The 15,858-nt window shown below is 72.9% G+C and carries 17 protein-coding genes; 3 read left to right on the forward strand and 14 right to left on the reverse strand.

All coding sequences use genetic code 11. From position 1 onward, the window contains the following. Positions 1-107: 107 nt before the first annotated feature. Together E8M80_RS12140 and E8M80_RS12145 are read right to left on the reverse strand one after the other, a co-directional pair. Positions 108-2,120 (reverse strand): TRAP transporter fused permease subunit, encoded by a 2,013-nt coding sequence (locus E8M80_RS12140; protein ID WP_137125966.1) that lies wholly within the window; start codon positions 2,118-2,120, stop codon positions 108-110. 103 nt (positions 2,121-2,223) lie between these two features. Next, positions 2,224-3,201: a TAXI family TRAP transporter solute-binding subunit gene (locus E8M80_RS12145; RefSeq protein WP_137125967.1), complete on the reverse strand. Its 978-nt coding sequence runs from the start codon at positions 3,199-3,201 to the stop codon at positions 2,224-2,226. Positions 3,202-3,343: 142 nt separating this feature from the next. Here E8M80_RS12145 and E8M80_RS12150 point away from each other — a divergent pair, with 142 nt between their 5' ends. Both E8M80_RS12150 and E8M80_RS12155 read left to right on the forward strand, forming a co-directional pair. Further along, positions 3,344-4,042, forward strand: a complete 699-nt coding sequence (locus E8M80_RS12150; protein WP_240790005.1) for a CBS domain-containing protein — start codon at positions 3,344-3,346, stop codon at positions 4,040-4,042. A gap of 111 nt (positions 4,043-4,153) precedes the next feature. Continuing rightward, positions 4,154-5,059, forward strand: coding sequence for a transglutaminase family protein (locus E8M80_RS12155; protein ID WP_137125968.1), 906 nt, complete (start codon positions 4,154-4,156; stop codon positions 5,057-5,059). Here the strand turns inward: E8M80_RS12155 and E8M80_RS12160 are convergent, their stop codons facing one another. From E8M80_RS12160 to E8M80_RS12185, 6 genes are all read right to left on the reverse strand, one after another. Next, a complete protein-coding gene (locus tag E8M80_RS12160) occupies positions 5,060-5,644 on the reverse strand; it encodes a nitrile hydratase subunit alpha (protein ID WP_137125969.1) in 585 nt (194 codons plus the stop codon). 2 nt (positions 5,645-5,646) lie between these two features. Next, entirely contained in the window at positions 5,647-5,940 is a 294-nt protein-coding gene (locus tag E8M80_RS27025) for an SH3-like domain-containing protein (RefSeq protein WP_137125970.1), read from the reverse strand. Beyond that, the gene (locus E8M80_RS27030; protein WP_137125971.1) at positions 5,937-6,230 is read right to left on the reverse strand and encodes an SH3-like domain-containing protein; all 294 of its coding nucleotides are present in this window, start codon (positions 6,228-6,230) and stop codon (positions 5,937-5,939) included. Before E8M80_RS27030 ends, E8M80_RS27025 begins: the two co-directional genes overlap by 4 nt. A gap of 44 nt (positions 6,231-6,274) precedes the next feature. Then, the gene (locus E8M80_RS12175) at positions 6,275-7,186 is read right to left on the reverse strand and encodes an SH3 domain-containing protein (protein WP_137125972.1); all 912 of its coding nucleotides are present in this window, start codon (positions 7,184-7,186) and stop codon (positions 6,275-6,277) included. 189 nt (positions 7,187-7,375) lie between these two features. Further along, positions 7,376-7,747 (reverse strand): DsrE family protein, encoded by a 372-nt coding sequence (locus E8M80_RS12180; protein ID WP_137125973.1) that lies wholly within the window; start codon positions 7,745-7,747, stop codon positions 7,376-7,378. Between the two features lie 181 nt (positions 7,748-7,928). Then, entirely contained in the window at positions 7,929-8,750 is an 822-nt protein-coding gene (locus E8M80_RS12185) for a molybdopterin-synthase adenylyltransferase MoeB (protein ID WP_137126191.1), read from the reverse strand. Positions 8,751-8,829: 79 nt separating this feature from the next. Between E8M80_RS12185 and E8M80_RS12190 the strand changes: the two genes are divergently transcribed. After that, a complete protein-coding gene (locus tag E8M80_RS12190) occupies positions 8,830-10,095 on the forward strand; it encodes a DUF4010 domain-containing protein (RefSeq protein WP_137125974.1) in 1,266 nt (421 codons plus the stop codon). 4 nt (positions 10,096-10,099) lie between these two features. On the opposite strand, the gene ispH is transcribed toward E8M80_RS12190, so the two are convergent. The 6 genes from ispH to E8M80_RS12220 form a co-directional block, all read right to left on the reverse strand. After that, positions 10,100-11,026, reverse strand: a complete 927-nt coding sequence (gene ispH, locus E8M80_RS12195) for a 4-hydroxy-3-methylbut-2-enyl diphosphate reductase (protein WP_137125975.1) — start codon at positions 11,024-11,026, stop codon at positions 10,100-10,102. A 237-nt stretch (positions 11,027-11,263) separates the two neighbouring features. Further along, entirely contained in the window at positions 11,264-11,527 is a 264-nt protein-coding gene (locus E8M80_RS12200) for a hypothetical protein (RefSeq protein WP_137125976.1), read from the reverse strand. 79 nt (positions 11,528-11,606) lie between these two features. Next, on the reverse strand, positions 11,607-12,716 hold the full coding sequence (locus E8M80_RS12205) for an alanine racemase (RefSeq protein ID WP_240790006.1): 1,110 nt from the start codon (positions 12,714-12,716) through the stop codon (positions 11,607-11,609). Continuing rightward, complete coding sequence (locus E8M80_RS12210) at positions 12,713-14,215, reverse strand: M81 family metallopeptidase (protein ID WP_137125977.1); 1,503 nt, start codon at positions 14,213-14,215, stop codon at positions 12,713-12,715. The genes E8M80_RS12205 and E8M80_RS12210 overlap by 4 nt, the downstream gene beginning before the upstream one ends. Continuing rightward, complete coding sequence (locus E8M80_RS12215; protein ID WP_137125978.1) at positions 14,212-14,697, reverse strand: DUF6653 family protein; 486 nt, start codon at positions 14,695-14,697, stop codon at positions 14,212-14,214. The genes E8M80_RS12210 and E8M80_RS12215 overlap by 4 nt, the downstream gene beginning before the upstream one ends. A gap of 4 nt (positions 14,698-14,701) precedes the next feature. Then, positions 14,702-15,826: a pyridoxal-phosphate dependent enzyme gene (locus E8M80_RS12220; RefSeq protein ID WP_137125979.1), complete on the reverse strand. Its 1,125-nt coding sequence runs from the start codon at positions 15,824-15,826 to the stop codon at positions 14,702-14,704. Positions 15,827-15,858 lie beyond the last annotated feature (32 nt).

Raw genomic sequence — 15,858 nt, forward strand, 5'->3', positions numbered from 1 at the left:
CGCCGGGCGGGCCACATCCGCGGCCCCTGGCTTCGCGGCACAAGCCGCGGCGCCCGTTCGGGCGCCCGGCCCTTCGGGACGCAGGGCCGAAATTCGTGCGTCCGGTATCAGGCGGGCGCCCGCGCCCCCCGCCCCTGCAGCATCAGGAGCAGCGCGGCGAGCGCGATGCCGATCAGATGCGGATACGGGACCGCATCCGACGCCGCGTGCTGCACGAGGGCCGGGAAGATCATCAGCAGGCCCGCGATGGTGAAGCCGATCCGTTCCCACACCGCGAGCAGGCGCCGCGCGTAGCCCTGCGCCGCCGCAGCCAGCAGCGCGAGCCCGCCCGCCGCCAGCACCGCCTGCCACACGACATCGAGCCAGGTCATGCCGTCGCGGAAGTTCAGCAGCAGGCCGACGCCTTCGGGGTCTGTCACGAACACGAAGGGAAGCAGGAAGGCGGGCAGCGTGTACTTCCACGCCTGCAGCGTGGTGCGGTACGGCCCCGCGCCCGTGATCGCGGCCGCCGCGAAGGGGCTGAGGGCCGTGGGCGGCGAGACCTCGCTCAGTACCGCGTAGTAGAAGACGAACATGTGCGCCGCGTAGTCCGGCACGCCGAGCTTCATCAGCGCCGGCGCCGCCACCACGGCGCAGATGATGTACGACGCCGTGACCGGCACCGCGAGCCCGACCACCCAGACGATCAGGGCCGTGTAGAGGGCCGTGACGACCACCGACCCGCCGGCTGCCTGGATCGCGATGTCGCTGAACTTGAGCCCGAGGCCGGTCAGGGTGATGACGCCGACGATGATGCCGGCGCTGGCGCAGGTGGCCGCGATGCCGACCGCCTGCACCGCGCCGTTGGCCAGCGCCTCGACCAGGCGCTTCGGCCAGAGCGCCTGCTCCGGCCGGATGTAGGAGAGCAGGATCGCCAGCACCATCGCGTAGAGCACCGACAGCGTCGCCGAATACCCCCACACCATGAAGCCCACGATCGCGACGAGGGAGGTGAAGTGGAAGCCGTAGCGGCGCAGCAGCACGCCCATCGGCTCGACCTTCATGGTGTCCGCCACGTCCACGCCGCCCCGCTGCGCGCGGATACGCTTCTGGTCGAGTTCCACCATGAACAGCAGCGACGCGTAGTAGAGGATGGTCGGGATCACCGCCATCTTGAGCACGTCGAGGTAGCCGAGCTTCAGGTATTCCGCGATCAGGAAGGCCGCCGCGCCCAGCACCGGCGGCGAGATGATGGCGCCGAGGCCGCCGGCCGCGAGCAGCCCGCCCGCATCGTCCGCGCGGTAGCCGACCTTCTTCATCATCGGCCAGGCGACGGTGCCGAGCGTGACGGTCGTGGCGACCCCCGACCCCGACGGCCCGCCGAGCAGGAAGGAGGAGAGTACGACCGTGCGCCCCGCGCTGGCCGCCTTGCCGCCTGTCGCCGCGAAGGAGAAGTCGACGAAGAACTTGCCCGCCCCCGTCGCCTGCAGAATGGCGCCGTAGATGGTGAACAGGATGATCAGCGTGGCCGAGACATCCACCGCCGTGCCGAAGATGCCGTCGAGCCCGACCGCGAGATGCGGGATCATGCGGATGGAATCGTAGCCCTGGTGCTGCCAGGGCGCCGGCAGGTGGTTGCCGAAGAAGCCATAGAGCAGGAAGAAGATCGCGACCGCGGGCATCACCGGCCCGGTGGCGCGGCGCGTGGCTTCCAGCACCAGCGCGATCAGCATCCAGCCCACCGCGATGTCCATCGGCTCGGGGAAGATGGCGCGGTCCTGCAGGTCGTCGCCGCCGGCGATCAGGTACCAGACGACATAGATCGCGGCACCGGCCAGCGCCACGTCCCAGGGCATCAGCCGGTTGCGGTGCCGCCGCAGCATCGGGAACAGCACGAAGCCCAGCACCAGCGCGAAGCCGACATGGACGAAGCGCAGCGTCGTGGTGGGCACGATGTCCCATGCCGCCCAGAGGTGGAACAGCGACATCGACAGCGCCAGCGCGGTGGCGCCGTAGCCGAGCCAGCCGGTGAAGCGGTTCTGCGCGCCCTCCTCCTCCTCGATCAGCGCCTCGACCTTCGCGGCGGTCTGCTCGTCGAGCGTGTCGGCCGCCGCTTCGGGCGGGAGGTGGTGTGTCGTCACGGGCGCTGCTCCGGCAGGGCTTCGTCAAGAACGGGGCGGGAGCGGCCCTGCCGGGGCGCTCCCGCATGTCGCGGGCCGGGGGCGCGCGGCCCCCGGGCCGGTCTCAGCCGAGCTGCGCGCCCTGCGCCGTCCAGAAGGCCTGCGCCGCCGGGTGCCAGGGGATGCCGGCCGCGGCGGTCTTCTGTCCTTCCAGCTTGAAGTCACGCGCGGCGGAATGGACGCGCGCCCAGTCCTCGCGGTTGTTCCACATGATCTCGACGATCTGCGTCACCAGCGCGGCCGGCGTGTCCTCCCGCACCGCGACGACGTTCGCGACCGACATCTGACGGTTCGGCGTGGCCTGGCCGGGGTAGGAGCCGGCGGGGATGACCTCGGGGAAATAGACCGGGCCGTACTTCTCGACGATGCGCGGCACATACTCGTCATGGTCGATCAGCACGAGCTGCACGCCCGGCGTCGCGCCGAGGTCTGTGATCGCGCTGGTCGGGAAGCCCGAGACGAAGAAATAGGCGTCGAGCTTGCCGTCCTTGATCGCGTTCGTGCTCTCGGCCGGCGAAAGCCTCTCGCGCGCGCGGAAATCCTTGTCGCGGTCGAGGCCGGCGGCCTCGATCAGGCGGAACGCCATGACCTCGGTCGCCGAGCCCGGCGCGCCGGTCGAGACGCGCTTGCCGCGCAGGTCCGCCATGGTGCGGATGCCCGTGGAGGCGACCGTCACGACCTGCATGCGGTTGGTGTAGAGCACGGCGATGGCGCGCGCCGGCACCGGGCGGCCGCGGAAGCGGTCGTTGCCGCGCACCGCATCCACCGCCGCATCGACCTGCGTGATCACCATGCCGACGCGGTTGGCGCCGAGCAGCTGCAGGTTCGCGACCGACCCGCCGGTCACCTCGACCGTCGCGCTCATGCCCGGGATGCCGCGCGAAAGATAGTTCGCGAGTGCGCCGCCGAGCGGATAGTACACGCCGCCGGTCGTGCCGGTCGCGATCGCGAGCTGCTGCGCCGCCTGTGCGTGGGCGAGGCGCGGCAGCGCGAATGCGCCAGCGCCGGCCGCGATGAGCGTGCGGCGATTGATGCCGTCCATGAACGTCCTCCGGACTTGTTGGGTCTGCGCCCCTGATAGCGACCTTTGTCCGGGCTTTGAAGCCCGCCCCGTTGATCTGGCGCAAGGCGGGGCATCCGGAACGGCGAGAAAAGGGAAAGATCGAATTCCCGGAGGAACCCCGATGACCGGCCCCCTCGCTCGTGACCTGATGACCCCCGATGTCGTGACCGTGCCGCCCGAGACGCCGGTCATGGCCATGGCGCGCCTGCTCGCGGACCGCGGCATCTCGGCCGTGCCGGTCGTGGACGGCGCGGGCAAGGTGCTCGGCATCGTCACGGAGGCCGACCTGATCCGCCGCCTGGCCGGGGAGGAGGACAAGCCGGCCTCCTGGTTCGGCGCGCTCTTTGCCGACCCCGCGAGCCAGGCCGAGCGCTTCGCCCGCACGCATGGCGTCACCGCACAGGACCTGATGACCGAGAAGGTTGTGACCGTCACCCCCGACACCACGGCCGCGCATGTCGCGCAGATGATGGAGCGCCAAGGCATCCGCCGCGTGGTGGTGGTCGAGAACGACAAGCTCAGGGGCATCGTCAGCCGCGCCGACCTGTTGCGCGCCCTCGTGGCGCCGCCGCATCAGGATGTCGAACTCTCGGACGAGCGGGTCCGCCGCGCGGTGATGGAGGCGATGAAGAAGCAGCCCTGGACCGACACCTTCTACACGATGGTCGAGGTCAAGGACGGCATCGTCACCTTCCACGGCTTCCGCCGCTCGGATGCCATCCAGAAGGCGCTGCGCGTGCTGGCCGAGGGCATCCCGGGCGTGAAGGACGTGAAGGACGACACGCAGCCCATGCCGGTCTTCATCTACGGCGGGGCGTGACGCGGGCGGGCCGCGCCGACCGCGCGGCCCCTTGATGCAGCCTTGCGGTGCGGTCTGCGGTAGGATGCGGCGCGGCCGGCCGTACCATCGGTCGCCGCCAGGGAATTCCGCATGGCCCGTGTCCACATCCGCCACGCCACCAGCTATGCCTACAACGCGCCGGTCGGCCTGTCGCAGCACCGCCTGTTGGTGCGCCCGCGCGACAGCCACGACCTGCGCCTGCATGACGCGACGCTGTCGATCTCCCCGGCGCCCGCCTCGACGCGCTGGGCGCATGATGTCTTCGGCAATTCCATCTGCCTGCTCGACTGGGATCCGGAGGAGCGGACTGATCGGCTCGAGATCGTCTCGGCGCTCGACCTGACGCACTACCCGGCCGGGCCCGCCCTGCCGCGCGCGACGCTGGACCCCTCGGTCGAGGTCTTCCCCTTCTCCTATGGGGCGGAGGAAGCGCCCGACCTCGCGCATTTCGTGGAACGGCACCTGCCCGACCCCGAGCGCCGCGTCGATGCCTGGGCGCGGCGCTTCCTTGCCCAGGGCGGGCAGACGCGCACCCTGCCGATGCTCGAGGCGATGACCCGCGCCATCAAGGACGAGTTCGACTACGAGGCGCGCGACGCCGAGGGCACGAACCCGCCCACCGTGACCCTGACCACCGGGCGCGGCGCCTGCCGGGACTTCACCCTATTGATGATGGAGGCGGCGCGCGCGCTCGGCTTCGCGGCGCGCTTCGTCAGCGGCTACCTGTATGAGGCGGGCGGGGAGGGCACGGTCGGCGGGGGCGCGACGCATGCCTGGGTCGCGATCTACGTCCCCGGCGCCGGATGGATCGAATACGACCCGACCAACGGCCTCGTGGCCGGCGAGAACCTGATCCGCGTGGGCGCCACGCGCACGCCGGAACAGGCGGTGCCGGTGGGCGGCGGCTATATCGGCCGCGCGGACGACTTCGCCGCGCTGCACGTGGATGTCTCGGTACAGGTCGGCGAGGACCTGCCGCCGCCCGCCCCGGCCTGATCAGCCGGCCCGCGGCACCGCGACGCCGACCATCGCATCGCGCGTGACGAGCGCGGCGAGCCGTGCCTCGTCCCACCCGTCCGTGCCGGCCGGACGCATCGGCAGCACCATCCAGCGGTAATCGGCGGTGCTGTCCACCACGCGGACCTCGACGCTGTCGGGCAGGCTGACGCCCCATTCGGCCAGCACGACCCGCGGCTCGCGCACGGCACGCGACCGATAGGCGAACGACTTGTACCAGCCGGGCGGATAGCCGAGCACCGCCCGCGGGTAGCAGGAACAGAGCGTGCAGACGACGAGGTGATGCCGCGCGGGCGTGTTCTCGAGCACGCCGAGCGGCGGCGCGCCGGCCATCGACACGCCCATCGCCTCGGCCGCGGCCCGGCCGTCGGAGAGCAGCAGCGCGCGATAGGTGGGGTCGGTCCAGGCCCTGGCCACCATGCGGGCGCCGGTCTCGGGGCTCGCCTTGTCCGTGTTCGACTGGCGATCGGCGATCTCGGCCTCGGTGACGATGCCCTTGGCCTCGAGCGCGGCGACGAGGCGGTCGAGCAGCGCGAGGCTCTCGGGACGCGGGGGCGCGGCCATGCTCAGGCCTCCTCGAGCCAGTGTTCGAAGACCTCGACCATCACCGTGTCTCCGGCCCGGCCCTCGTGCCAGATCGGCTCCTGCGCGAACAGCACGTGGTAGAGCGTGCGCTTCGGCGCGGGGCGCGCGAAGGCGAGGTCCTCGGGGTTCGGGAAGGCGCCGAGCGGGCGCACGACCTGGCCGGTGCGGCCGCGGATATAGTGCGGCGTGCGGATGTGGCAGGGGCCGCGGCGCTCGGGCCAGTCGTCCTTCACGCGCACCGTGGCGCCGGGCGCGAAGCGGGGGGCGTCGCTCATCGCAGCACCTCGGGGCCGACATGGCCCTTTTCCACCATCAGGGCGGCGATCGAGCGCAGCCAGCGCTCGTAGTAGCCGAGGTCGAAATACTCGCCCTCCGGGATGCTCTCGATGCCGCGGCGCAGTTCGTCCACGGTCATGAGCTTTTTCTGCGCAAGCACCTGGCGCAGCGCATCGACGCGCTTGCCGAATCCGTCGGGCGGCGCCTCGTCATGCTCGACCGGGGTGCAGTGGAAGCGGGCGAGGCCGCCGATGTCGTGGGTCGCGGGGGTGCGGGGATCGTCCGGCATGGGCGAAGGCTAGGCCGGGCGGAGGGGCGGCTGCAAGGCGTGCGCTACTTGATCTCCTCCTCCGCTGCCACGCCCCAGAGGTCGGCGCGGCGGATCCAGCCGCGATGTTCGCCGACCTGCGCCTCGCACCAGGGGTTGCGCGCCTCGCAGTGCCGGAGCCGGACGATGACGCCGGGGCGGAGCCGCGCCACCGGCGCCGCATCCTCGGCGGCGCGGCGGCGGAGCGCCGTCTCGCTGCCTGGCGCACCCCGCACCAGGGCGCTGCGGCGGCCCATCAGGGTCGATTGATGGACCCAGCCCTCGGTGCCCTCGGGATCGCGGATGCGGCGCCAGAGCTCGAATTCCCGGATGATCTGCACCGGCAATTCGCGCCGCTGGTAGGTCCATTCGATGGGAAAGCGCGTGCCCGGGCCGGCGCGCAGGTTCACCTCGTCGGACCGGAGCGCGGCGAAGCGGGGCAGCGGCAGGTTGGTGACCGAGCCGACGGAGGGCTGCGGCTCCGGCGCCGGGGCCGGGGGCGTGGCGGGCTCGGCCGGGCGGGGCGGCGCGGCGGCGGCCCCTGCGGCGGCGCCGGCAGCCGCCCCGGCGGCGGCACGGCCGCGGCCCTGGGGCGGCGTGGGCGCGCCGCTGCGGGCCGGGCGGGCATCCGGGCGGCTCGGCGCGCGGACAACCGGGGCCGGCGTGGTCTCGCGCGGGGGCGCGGGGCGCTGCGCGGCGGCCGGCGGGCGCGACGCAGGCGGCTGCGCCGGGGGGCGCCGCGCAGCGGGCGCGGGCGCGGGCGGAGGCGCGGCGCGGGGCGGGGTCGTCGGCGCCGGGGCGGTGGTGGGCGCCGGCGCGCCGCCCGGCCGCTGCGGCGGCGGCAGGCTGCCCGCGCCGCCGAGGCTGGACTGGCCGGCGGCCGGGCCGGCGCCAAGCAGCACCAGGACCACGAATCCGAAGCGGAGCGGGGCTGTCATGGGGACTCTCTCCCCCCGTCGCGGCGTCCGGGTCAAGCGCGGGGCTCAGCGACCGCTTGAGAATAGGCCTTCGGGCGCATTCCGAAGTCCGGCATCGGCCCGCTCGTCCACCCGGCCACCCAACCACAGTATCCTGGATGGGCGCCCGGATGGGGGAGCAGGCCGGTGCCGGTATTCTCGAACGGTCTCCTACAGGGTCACGACCTGCGCGGTGCCGATGGCTTCCAGGAAGGTCGCGATTCCGGCGACCTCGACCCCCTCGGCCAGGGCGGCCGGTGCCAGCCCCTCGGCCTTGAGCCCGGCCTCGCAGGCGATGCGGCGGACGCCGAGTTCGATGCAGGCCGGCATGAGGGTCGCGATGCCGGCGACGCCGCGGGCGGCGACCTCGGCCTCGCGCGGGTCCTGTAGCAGCGGGCAGGGCTCGGCCAGCAGCAGGCAGCCGCGGTTGGTCGCGAAGAGCACCACCTCGCGCCCGAGCGCGGCGGCGCCGGCCGCCACCACCAGCGCGTAGTGGGCGCGGGCGTGGGTGCCGGATTCCAGCAGGATGCCGAGCCGGGTCATGGGTGGGGGGAGAGGGGAACTTCTTCCCCCACTCCGGGCGCCCATCGGCGTTGCGGAGCAACCTCGATGGGACTCGCACCCCCCTCAACCTTCTTTGGAACTTGGCGCCGCCCCGCCAAGGTTGGGCGCCAGGTGCCGGAGAAGGGCGGTGCGGCGGGGGAGGGCAACCTTCCCCGCGCCTTCAAACCGCGCATGCCGGCGCCGCCATGTCCTGATGCCCCGACAGGTCGTGGATCGTCGCGCCCTCCCCGCACAGGGCGCAGCCCGGGTCGCGCTTCAGCCGGACGGTGCGGAAGCGCGCGTCGAGCGCGTCCCACAGCAGCAGCCGTCCCGTCAGCGGCTCGCCGATGCCGAGCGCGAGTTTGAGCACTTCCGTCGCTTGCAGCGTGCCCATGACGCCGGTGACGGCGCCGAGCACGCCCGCTTCCGAGCAGGTCGGCACCAGCCCCGGCGGCGGCGGCTCGGGGTGCAGGCAGCGGTGGCAGGGGTGCGTGCCGTCGTGGCTGGCGAAGACCGACAATTGCCCCTCGAAGCGAAGCACCGCGGCGCTGACCAGTGGCCGACCCATCAGGTGGCAGGCATCGCCCAGCAGGAAGCGGGTGGCGAAATTGTCGGTGCCGTCGCAGACGAAGTCGTAGCGGGGGATGAGCTCGCGCGCGGCCGCGGCGTCCATGCGCCGGGCATGCGTCTCGATGCGGGTCTCAGGGTTCAGCGCGCGCAGCGTCTCGGCGATGCTCTCGGCCTTGTTGCGGCCGATGCGGGCGGTGCTGTGGGCGACCTGGCGCTGCAGGTTCGACAGTTCCAGCGCGTCGTCGTCCACCACCCCGATCGTCCCGATGCCGGCCGCGGCCAGATAGAGCGCGAGCGGCGAGCCGAGCCCGCCGGCGCCCACCACCAGCACCCGCGCCGCGCGCAGCCGGGCCTGGCCGGTGGCGCCGACCTCCTCCAGCAGGATGTGGCGCGAATAGCGGTGCAGCTCCGCCTCGGTGAAGTCGAGATCCATGGCCGGGATATGGGCGCGGCGCGGCGGGGCGCGCAAGGCGGCGCTTGCATGCGCCGCCTTGCCGGCGTGAAGTCGCGCCATGCATGGCGAGGAGTTGATCCGCAGCCTGTTCGTCTCCCTCGCGATCGGCCTGCTGGTCGGCGCCGAACGCCACTGGCGCGAGCGGGAGGATGCGCCCGGACGCCGGACCGCCGGGGTGCGCACCTTCGCGCTGACCGGCCTCTCGGGCGGCGTGGTCGCGGCCCTGGCGGCGCCGATGGGGCCGGTGGGCGGCGCCGTGCTGCTGTCCGCCGGGCTGCTTGCGCTGGTGGCCGTGCTGCTGCCCTTCGCGCTGCGGGAGGCCGAGGCGGAGGGCCGCGTCAGCGCGACGAGCCTGGTCGCGGCCGTTGCCACCTATGCGCTCGGTGCGCTGGCCGTGGCGGGGGAGGCGCGGGCGGCGGGCGCGGCCGCGGTTGCCATGACGGCGGTGCTGGCCGCGCGGGAGAGCCTGCACGGGATGATGGCGCGCATCACCTGGGCTGAACTCCGCTCGGCGATCCTGCTCCTGTCGATGACCCTGGTGGCGCTGCCGCTGGTGCCCGACGCGCCGATCGCCTGGCTTGCGGGCGTCAATCCGCATCAGGTCTGGACCCTGGCGATCCTGCTCGCGGGCATCTCCTTCCTCGGCTATCTCGGGCTCAAGCTCGGGGGCGCGCGGAAGGGGCTGTTGCTGGCCGGCGCGGCGGGCGGGCTCGTCTCCTCGACTGCCGTGACGCTATCCAACGCCGCCGCCGCGGCGCAGGGCGGACCGGCGGGCCCGATGGCGGCCGGCGCGCTGGTGGCCGGTGCCGTGTCCTGCCTGCGCACGGCCGGGCTCGCGCTGCTGATGGCGCCCGGGATCGCGCCGGTGCTGTGGCCGGCGCTCACGGCCGCCGCCGCCGGGATGGGCGCGGTCGCGCTGCTGCTGGCGCGGCGGCGCGCGACGGTGGCGGACGGCCCGCCGCCGCCCGGCAACCCCTTCGAGATCGGCCCCGTGCTGCGCATGGCGCTGCTGCTGGCGGGCGTCGGCGCGCTGGCGCGCTTCGCGTCGGAGCAGATCGGCGGCGCCGCGGTCATCGTGATCGCCCTGGTCACCGGGCTGACGGATGTGGACGCCATCACGCTCTCGGTGCCGGCGCTGGTTCCCGACTCCATCACGGCCGCAGTCGCCGGGCAGGCCGTGGCGGCGGCCGTCGCGAGCAACATCGTTGCCAAGGGCGTCTACGGCGTGGTGCTCGGCTCGCGGGGCTACGGGCGATGGTTTGGGCTGGGCTCGGCCGCGGGGCTCGCGGCCGGCGCCGTCACGCTGCTGCTGACGGCGCGGTAGGGGCCTATTCGGCGGCCAGGCGCGACGGCAGGCGGAAGGTCACGTCCTCGACGATGCCGGGCAGGGCCTCGATGCTCGTGGCACCGAGGCCGCGCAGGCGCTGCACCACTTCCTCGACCAGCCGTTCGGGTGCCGAGGCGCCTGCCGTCACGCCGATGGCAGCGGCGCCCGCCACCCAGGCCGGGTCGAGGGCCGAGGCATCGGCGATCAGGTAGGCGCGCGCGCCGCATTCCGCGGCGATTTCGCGCAGGCGGTTGGAGTTGGAGGAGTTCGCGGCACCAACCACCAGCACGACCTCGGCGATGCGGGCCAGTTCCCGAACTGCCGTCTGGCGGTTCTGCGTCGCGTAGCAGATGTCGCGCGTGTCGGGGCCGGTCACGTCGTCGAAGCGGGCGCGGATGGCGGCGATGACGATGCGCGTGTCGTCCACCGAGAGCGTGGTCTGAGTGATGAAGGACACCGGCCGGTCGCGCGGCAGGGGCAGCGCGTCCACCTCGGCCGGCGTCGCGACCAGATGCACCTCGGCGTCGATCTGGCCCATGGTGCCGATCACCTCGGGGTGGCCGGCATGGCCCACCAGGATCACGGCCCGGCCCTGGGCGGCGTAGCGCCGGCCCTCGTTGTGCACCTTGGTGACCAGCGGGCAGGTCGCGTCGAGCACGTCGAGGCGGCGGAGCGCGGCCTCGCCCTCCACCTTCCGCGCCACGCCATGGGCGGAGAATACGGCGACGGCGCCTTCGGGGATCTCGTTCACTTCCTTGACGAAGACGGCGCCGCGGGCGCGCAGGTCGTCGACCACGTGGCGGTTGTGGACGATCTCGTGCCGGACATAGACGGGCGGGCCGAACTTCGCGAGCGCCTGCTCGACGATGTCCACCGCGCGCACCACGCCCGCGCAAAACCCGCGCGGCTGCGCCAGAACGACCCGCATGGCCGAAGACCCCCGGAAGATGACCTCTGGTAAGATTTGGCGGCGCCGGCCCGATTGCAACCGGGCCGGGCGCGGTCATGCCGGCGGCCGCATGCGCCGGCTCGTGAAGCAGCCGCGCGGCCGCCGGCATGTCCTTGATTTCCCGCGCGGCCGCCACGTCGGGTCGCATCGAAGCGAGCGTCGATGGGCGCCCGCCAACCCTGCGCGCGGAAGCGTCCGGCCATGCGGCCGGCCGTATCAGTCCGCGGCGGGTGGTGCGGCGGCGAGCACGGCCGGCGGCAGGCCCGCATCGGCCTGCGGCGCCAGGGTGCGCGCGGTCAGCGCCCAGGCGACCACCAGCGCCGGCAGCGCCCAGGCTGCGAAGGGCATGAGGTTGGTCAGGCCGAGTGCGAGCGGCACGGCGGCTGCGGCCAGCGCCAGCACGAGGCCGCCGCCGAGGTCGAGGACCGCGAGCGCCATGGCGGCCGCGCCGGCGGCGTAAAATCCGAATCGGGCCATCATCGGCGGGGTTCCCGGTGCATCCTGCGGGCCGCAGACTGCCCCCGCGCCGGTTAACCGAATATTGCCGCCGTCCCGCGCGTCACCAGCCGTTCACGCGGTCCCAGACCGCCACGACATCGCGCCCGCCATTCACCACGTGATAGCGATCATGGGCCGCGACGGTCAGGCAGGTGTGGTTGGGCGCGATCCGCGCCAGCGCGCCGACCGGCAGGCGGTCGAAGGGGAGCGGCGCCTCGCCGCGCACCTCCCCGTGCTCCTGGTGCGTGCGCGCCACGATGGCCTCCCCGAAGGCGGGCTTGCCGTCGAGGTCGAGCACCAGGCCGAAGCCGTAGTCCTTCGGGGCCTTCTCGGTGCTGCGGTCCTTCGACAGCGCGATGGCGCCGGCATCGACGAGCACGGCGTTGCGGTCGGGCTTGCGGCCCGTGACGGCCGTCAGGACCGTCACGGCGATGTCGTCCATGCCATGCGTGCCGATCTGCGCCTGGAACAGGTCGCCGAACATGTAGACGCCGGCCCGGATGTCCGTGATGCCCGACATGTCGCGGCCATACAGGGCGGTGGGGGAGGAACCGAGGGAGACGACCTCCACCGCGAGTCCGGCCGCGCGCAGGCGGTCCGCGGCCAGGACCGCGCCGCGGTGCTCGGCATCGGCCACCGCTTCCATGCCGGCCGTGCTGCGCTCGGCATAGGAATGCCCGGCATGGGTCATGATGCCGGCGCAGCGCGCGCCGAGGCGCCCGGCGATTGCCGTCAGCAGGTACGAATCCGGCGCGACGCCGCCACGCCCCTCGCCGCAATCGACCTCGACCAATGCGCGGAGCGGGCCCGGATGCGCGGCGATGGCTGCGGCGACATCGATGTCGTCCGTGATGACCTTCACGTCGCAGCCCTGCGCGTTCAGCGCCGCGATGGCGTCGAGCTTCGCCGGCGTGATGCAGACCGCATAGATCTGGTCGCGGAAGCCGCCGCCGGCGAAGTAGCGCGCCTCGGCCACCGTGCTCACGGTGATGGGACCCTTGCCCGGCGCGGCGAGGTCCGCGACCGCGAGCGACTTCGCCGTCTTCATGTGCGGCCGCAGCACGAGCCCCGGATGGCGAGCCACCGCCGCCGCCATGCGCGCCAGGTTGCGCTTCAGGATGCCGAGGTCGAGCACGAGGCAGGGTGTCGGCAGGTCGTCGAGCGTGGTCACGGCCAGGTGGTCTCCTTGTCCATCGGCAGCACCGGCCGCGGCAGGTGCTTCCAGGCGAAGGACGCGAGGTTGGGCGAGGTCAGGCCCGGGCAGTCCACCTCCACGATCTGCTCGTGCTTGAAGAACTCGTCGAAGCCGCCGCGGAAATGGCCGCGGGACTTCACGACGACCGCGCGCGCGCGGCCGATGTCGAGGCCGAGATGTTCGAGGAAGACCGGGTCCGCGCATTGCGTGCGGGCCTCGATCACCACCACGGCGATGCCGCCGATCTGCAGCCACGCCGTGCGCCCGAGCCGCACGGTCCGCCCGGCGTAGATGCCGCGCCGGCCGACCACCACGCCGTCGGAGAGCGCCTTGACCTCCGCCTCCGCCGCGAAGGGCTTTGAGAACGGGTCATCCGCCGCCACGGCGCGGTTGAAGTGGGCGGTGAAGCGGGCGCCGACACCCTTCGCATGCGCCTCGGCCGCCAGCGGCGCGTCAGCGATGATGCCGATGATGGCGTCCTGGATGCCCGCCGCGTGGAAGGCCTCCAGGATCCACATGGTGTTGCCGCGCCCGCCGCCACCGGGGTTGTCGGCGACATCGGCGAAGGCGAGCGGCACGGGGCTTTCCTTGGCCAGCCGCACGGCGTCGGGCAGCGATGTCAGCTTGGCCACGAAGCGGCCGCGCCGGTCCCAGGCGGCTTCCGCCAGGCGCTGCGCCAGCGCCTCGGCGGCGTCGCGTTCCGTTGCGGTGACGATGACGGACAACCCGTTGAACGGCGTGTCGCCGTAGGAGAAGCCGCCCATCACCGAGACGTTCGCGATGCGCGGGTCCTGCGCCGCCAGATCCTGGCCGAGGTCGATCACCTCCGCATAGGGCCCCTGCGCCGTCAGCAGCGCCGTCTGCGGCGAGACGATCGGCAGGCGGCGATGGGCGCGGTGGAAGCGTTCCCCGGCCAGCAGCCGGCGCAGCAGGGCCGCGCATTCCGCGCCGCGCTCGCGCATGTCGAGATGCGGGTTGGTGCGGTAGCCGACGAAGGCATCGACCGTCGCGACCATGCGCTCCGAGACATTGGCGTGCAGGTCGTAGGAACAGACGAAGGGGATGTCGCCCAGGATCTCCCGCACCAGGGCCTGCAGCGTGCCTTCCGGGTCGTGGTCCGCGGTCGCGAGGCCGGCGCCGTGCATGATGGAATAGACGCCGTCGGCCTTGCCCTTGAGCGCCGTCAGCCCCGCGCGCCAGACCGCCATCATCGCGTCGAAATCGGCCTGCTCGACGGGGCCGTTGGGCTCGGCCGTGGCGATCATGACCGGCAGCGGCGTCCAGGGCCCGGTGGCGTTCATGCCTTCGAGGAAGCCGGTCAGCTCTGCCGGCGCGCGCGGTGCGGGCTTCGCCGCCTCCTCCAGGATCGCCTGGCCCTCCAGGTAGCAGCGCTGGTCGAAGTCGGCTCGGCGTGCGGCGGGCGCGAAGCGGTTGCACTCGATCGAGAAGCCGAGGATGGCGATGCGCGGTGTCATTCCGTGTCCTTCGTCATGTCGTGGTGCAGCCGGACCATGCGGTCCAGGAACCACATCTTGGCCAGCGTGGCGATGGCCACGCCGAAGACCGTCGCCCAGGGGTCGAGCACCGCGAGGCCATAGGCGGCGACCGCCACGCCCGCGACGTTGGCGCCGGTCAGGATGTTCGGGATCCGCCGGTGCCGCAACGGCACGGGCACCGCATCGCGCGCAAGCCAGATGCGTTCGCCGAGCACGGCGCGCGTCATCCAGGCATCCATGCGCCGCGGCGGTGGAAAGAGCCGCGGGTTCACCCAGATCCAGGCCAGCACGGCCGCGACGGCGGGCAGCGCCCACCAGCCGATCCAGGCACGGCTCCAGGCCGCGAGCGCCAGCAGCGGCAGGGACGGCAGGCGCGTCCAGCCCGACCAGGGGTTCGCATGCCTTGCCCAGGCGGCCTCGTCCATCCGGAAGGCGGCCGCGATTCGTCGTTCCGGCGTCATGCGTTCAGATCGCGACGCCCAGCATCTCCGCGATGCGCGGCGTTGATTTCAGGCCGGTGCCGGTCAGCACCACCACCGTCGTCTCGTCGGCACGGATGGTGCCCGCCTCGACAAGCCGCGCGAAGGCGGCGGCAGCCTGGGCGCAGGTCGGCTCGACGTAGATTCCCGTCCGCGCGAGGTCGAGCGTCGCCTGCGCGATCTCCGCCTCGCCGAGCATCACCGCGCCGCCGCCGCTCTCGCGCAGCACCTGGTTCACTTCCGCCGTGCGCAGCGGCTGGGCGATGGCGGTGCCCTCGGCGATGGTCGGTTGCGCCGGCACGGCGGGCTGGCCCAGGAAGGCGCGGGCGATCGGCGCACAATTCTCCGGCTGCGCGGCGAAGATGCGCGGCAGGCGCGTTATCTCCCCCGCGCGGAGCAATTCCGCGAAGCCGATGCCGCAGCCGAGCACGTTCGACCCCGCGCCGCATGGCACGATGACGTTGTCGGGTGCGACGAAGCCGAGGTCCTCCCACAACTCGTAGGCCAGCGTCTTGGTGCCGTGCAGGAAGAAGGGGTGCCAGTTGTGGCTGGCGTAGAAGATGCGCTCCGCCTCGGCCAGCGCGGCATCGGCGCAATCCTGCCGGCTGCCGGGAATGAGGCGGATCGTGGCGCCGGACGCGCGCGACTGCACGGTCTTGGCGGGCGAGGTGCTGGCGGGGACGAAGATCGTGGCCGCCATGCCGCCCGCCGCTGCATAGGCCGACACGGCGGCGCCGCCATTGCCGGAGGAATCCTCCAGCACGTCGGTCACGCCCTGCGCCCGCAGCAGCGACAGCATCACGGAGGCGCCGCGGTCCTTGAAGGATCCGGTCGGCATGAACCATTCGCATTTCAAAAGCGCCGAGGCGCCGGCGATCACGCGGGGCACGAGCGGCGTGCAGCCCTCCCCCATGCTGATCGGGTCGTCCGGCACGAAGGGCAGCGCGCCGGCGTAGCGCCAGATCGAGCGGTCTTCCTGCCGGATCGCGTCGCGCCCGATGCCGGGCAGCGGGGTCAGGAGAAGGGGCGCGCGGTCGTCGCCGCACCAGCGCGGCGCGTCGAGCGGGTAGGTGCGCCCCGAGCGGGGGTCGAGATAGGCGATGGCGGTCATGGCGGCAGAGCCTCGCTTGCCCGGCGCCGCGC

The sequence above is a fragment of the Roseomonas sp. HF4 genome (assembly GCF_005222755.1).
Classification (GTDB): Bacteria; Pseudomonadota; Alphaproteobacteria; order Acetobacterales; family Acetobacteraceae; genus Neoroseomonas.

Excerpts from the sequence above, each read along its gene's own strand:
- E8M80_RS12145 (WP_137125967.1), bottom strand. The coding sequence starts at position 3,201 with ATGGACGGCATCAATCGCCGCACGCTCATCGCGGCCGGCGCTGGCGCA.
- E8M80_RS12150 (WP_240790005.1), top strand. The coding sequence starts at position 3,344 with ATGACCGGCCCCCTCGCTCGTGACCTGATGACCCCCGATGTCGTGACC.
- E8M80_RS12155 (WP_137125968.1), top strand. The coding sequence starts at position 4,154 with ATGGCCCGTGTCCACATCCGCCACGCCACCAGCTATGCCTACAACGCG.
- E8M80_RS12160 (WP_137125969.1), bottom strand. The coding sequence starts at position 5,644 with ATGGCCGCGCCCCCGCGTCCCGAGAGCCTCGCGCTGCTCGACCGCCTC.
- E8M80_RS27025 (WP_137125970.1), bottom strand. The coding sequence starts at position 5,940 with ATGAGCGACGCCCCCCGCTTCGCGCCCGGCGCCACGGTGCGCGTGAAG.
- E8M80_RS27030 (WP_137125971.1), bottom strand. The coding sequence starts at position 6,230 with ATGCCGGACGATCCCCGCACCCCCGCGACCCACGACATCGGCGGCCTC.
- E8M80_RS12175 (WP_137125972.1), bottom strand. The coding sequence starts at position 7,186 with ATGACAGCCCCGCTCCGCTTCGGATTCGTGGTCCTGGTGCTGCTTGGC.
- E8M80_RS12180 (WP_137125973.1), bottom strand. The coding sequence starts at position 7,747 with ATGACCCGGCTCGGCATCCTGCTGGAATCCGGCACCCACGCCCGCGCC.
- E8M80_RS12185 (WP_137126191.1), bottom strand. The coding sequence starts at position 8,750 with ATGGATCTCGACTTCACCGAGGCGGAGCTGCACCGCTATTCGCGCCAC.
- E8M80_RS12190 (WP_137125974.1), top strand. The coding sequence starts at position 8,830 with ATGCATGGCGAGGAGTTGATCCGCAGCCTGTTCGTCTCCCTCGCGATC.
- ispH (WP_137125975.1), bottom strand. The coding sequence starts at position 11,026 with ATGCGGGTCGTTCTGGCGCAGCCGCGCGGGTTTTGCGCGGGCGTGGTG.
- E8M80_RS12200 (WP_137125976.1), bottom strand. The coding sequence starts at position 11,527 with ATGATGGCCCGATTCGGATTTTACGCCGCCGGCGCGGCCGCCATGGCG.
- E8M80_RS12210 (WP_137125977.1), bottom strand. The coding sequence starts at position 14,215 with ATGACACCGCGCATCGCCATCCTCGGCTTCTCGATCGAGTGCAACCGC.
- E8M80_RS12215 (WP_137125978.1), bottom strand. The coding sequence starts at position 14,697 with ATGACGCCGGAACGACGAATCGCGGCCGCCTTCCGGATGGACGAGGCC.
- E8M80_RS12220 (WP_137125979.1), bottom strand. The coding sequence starts at position 15,826 with ATGACCGCCATCGCCTATCTCGACCCCCGCTCGGGGCGCACCTACCCG.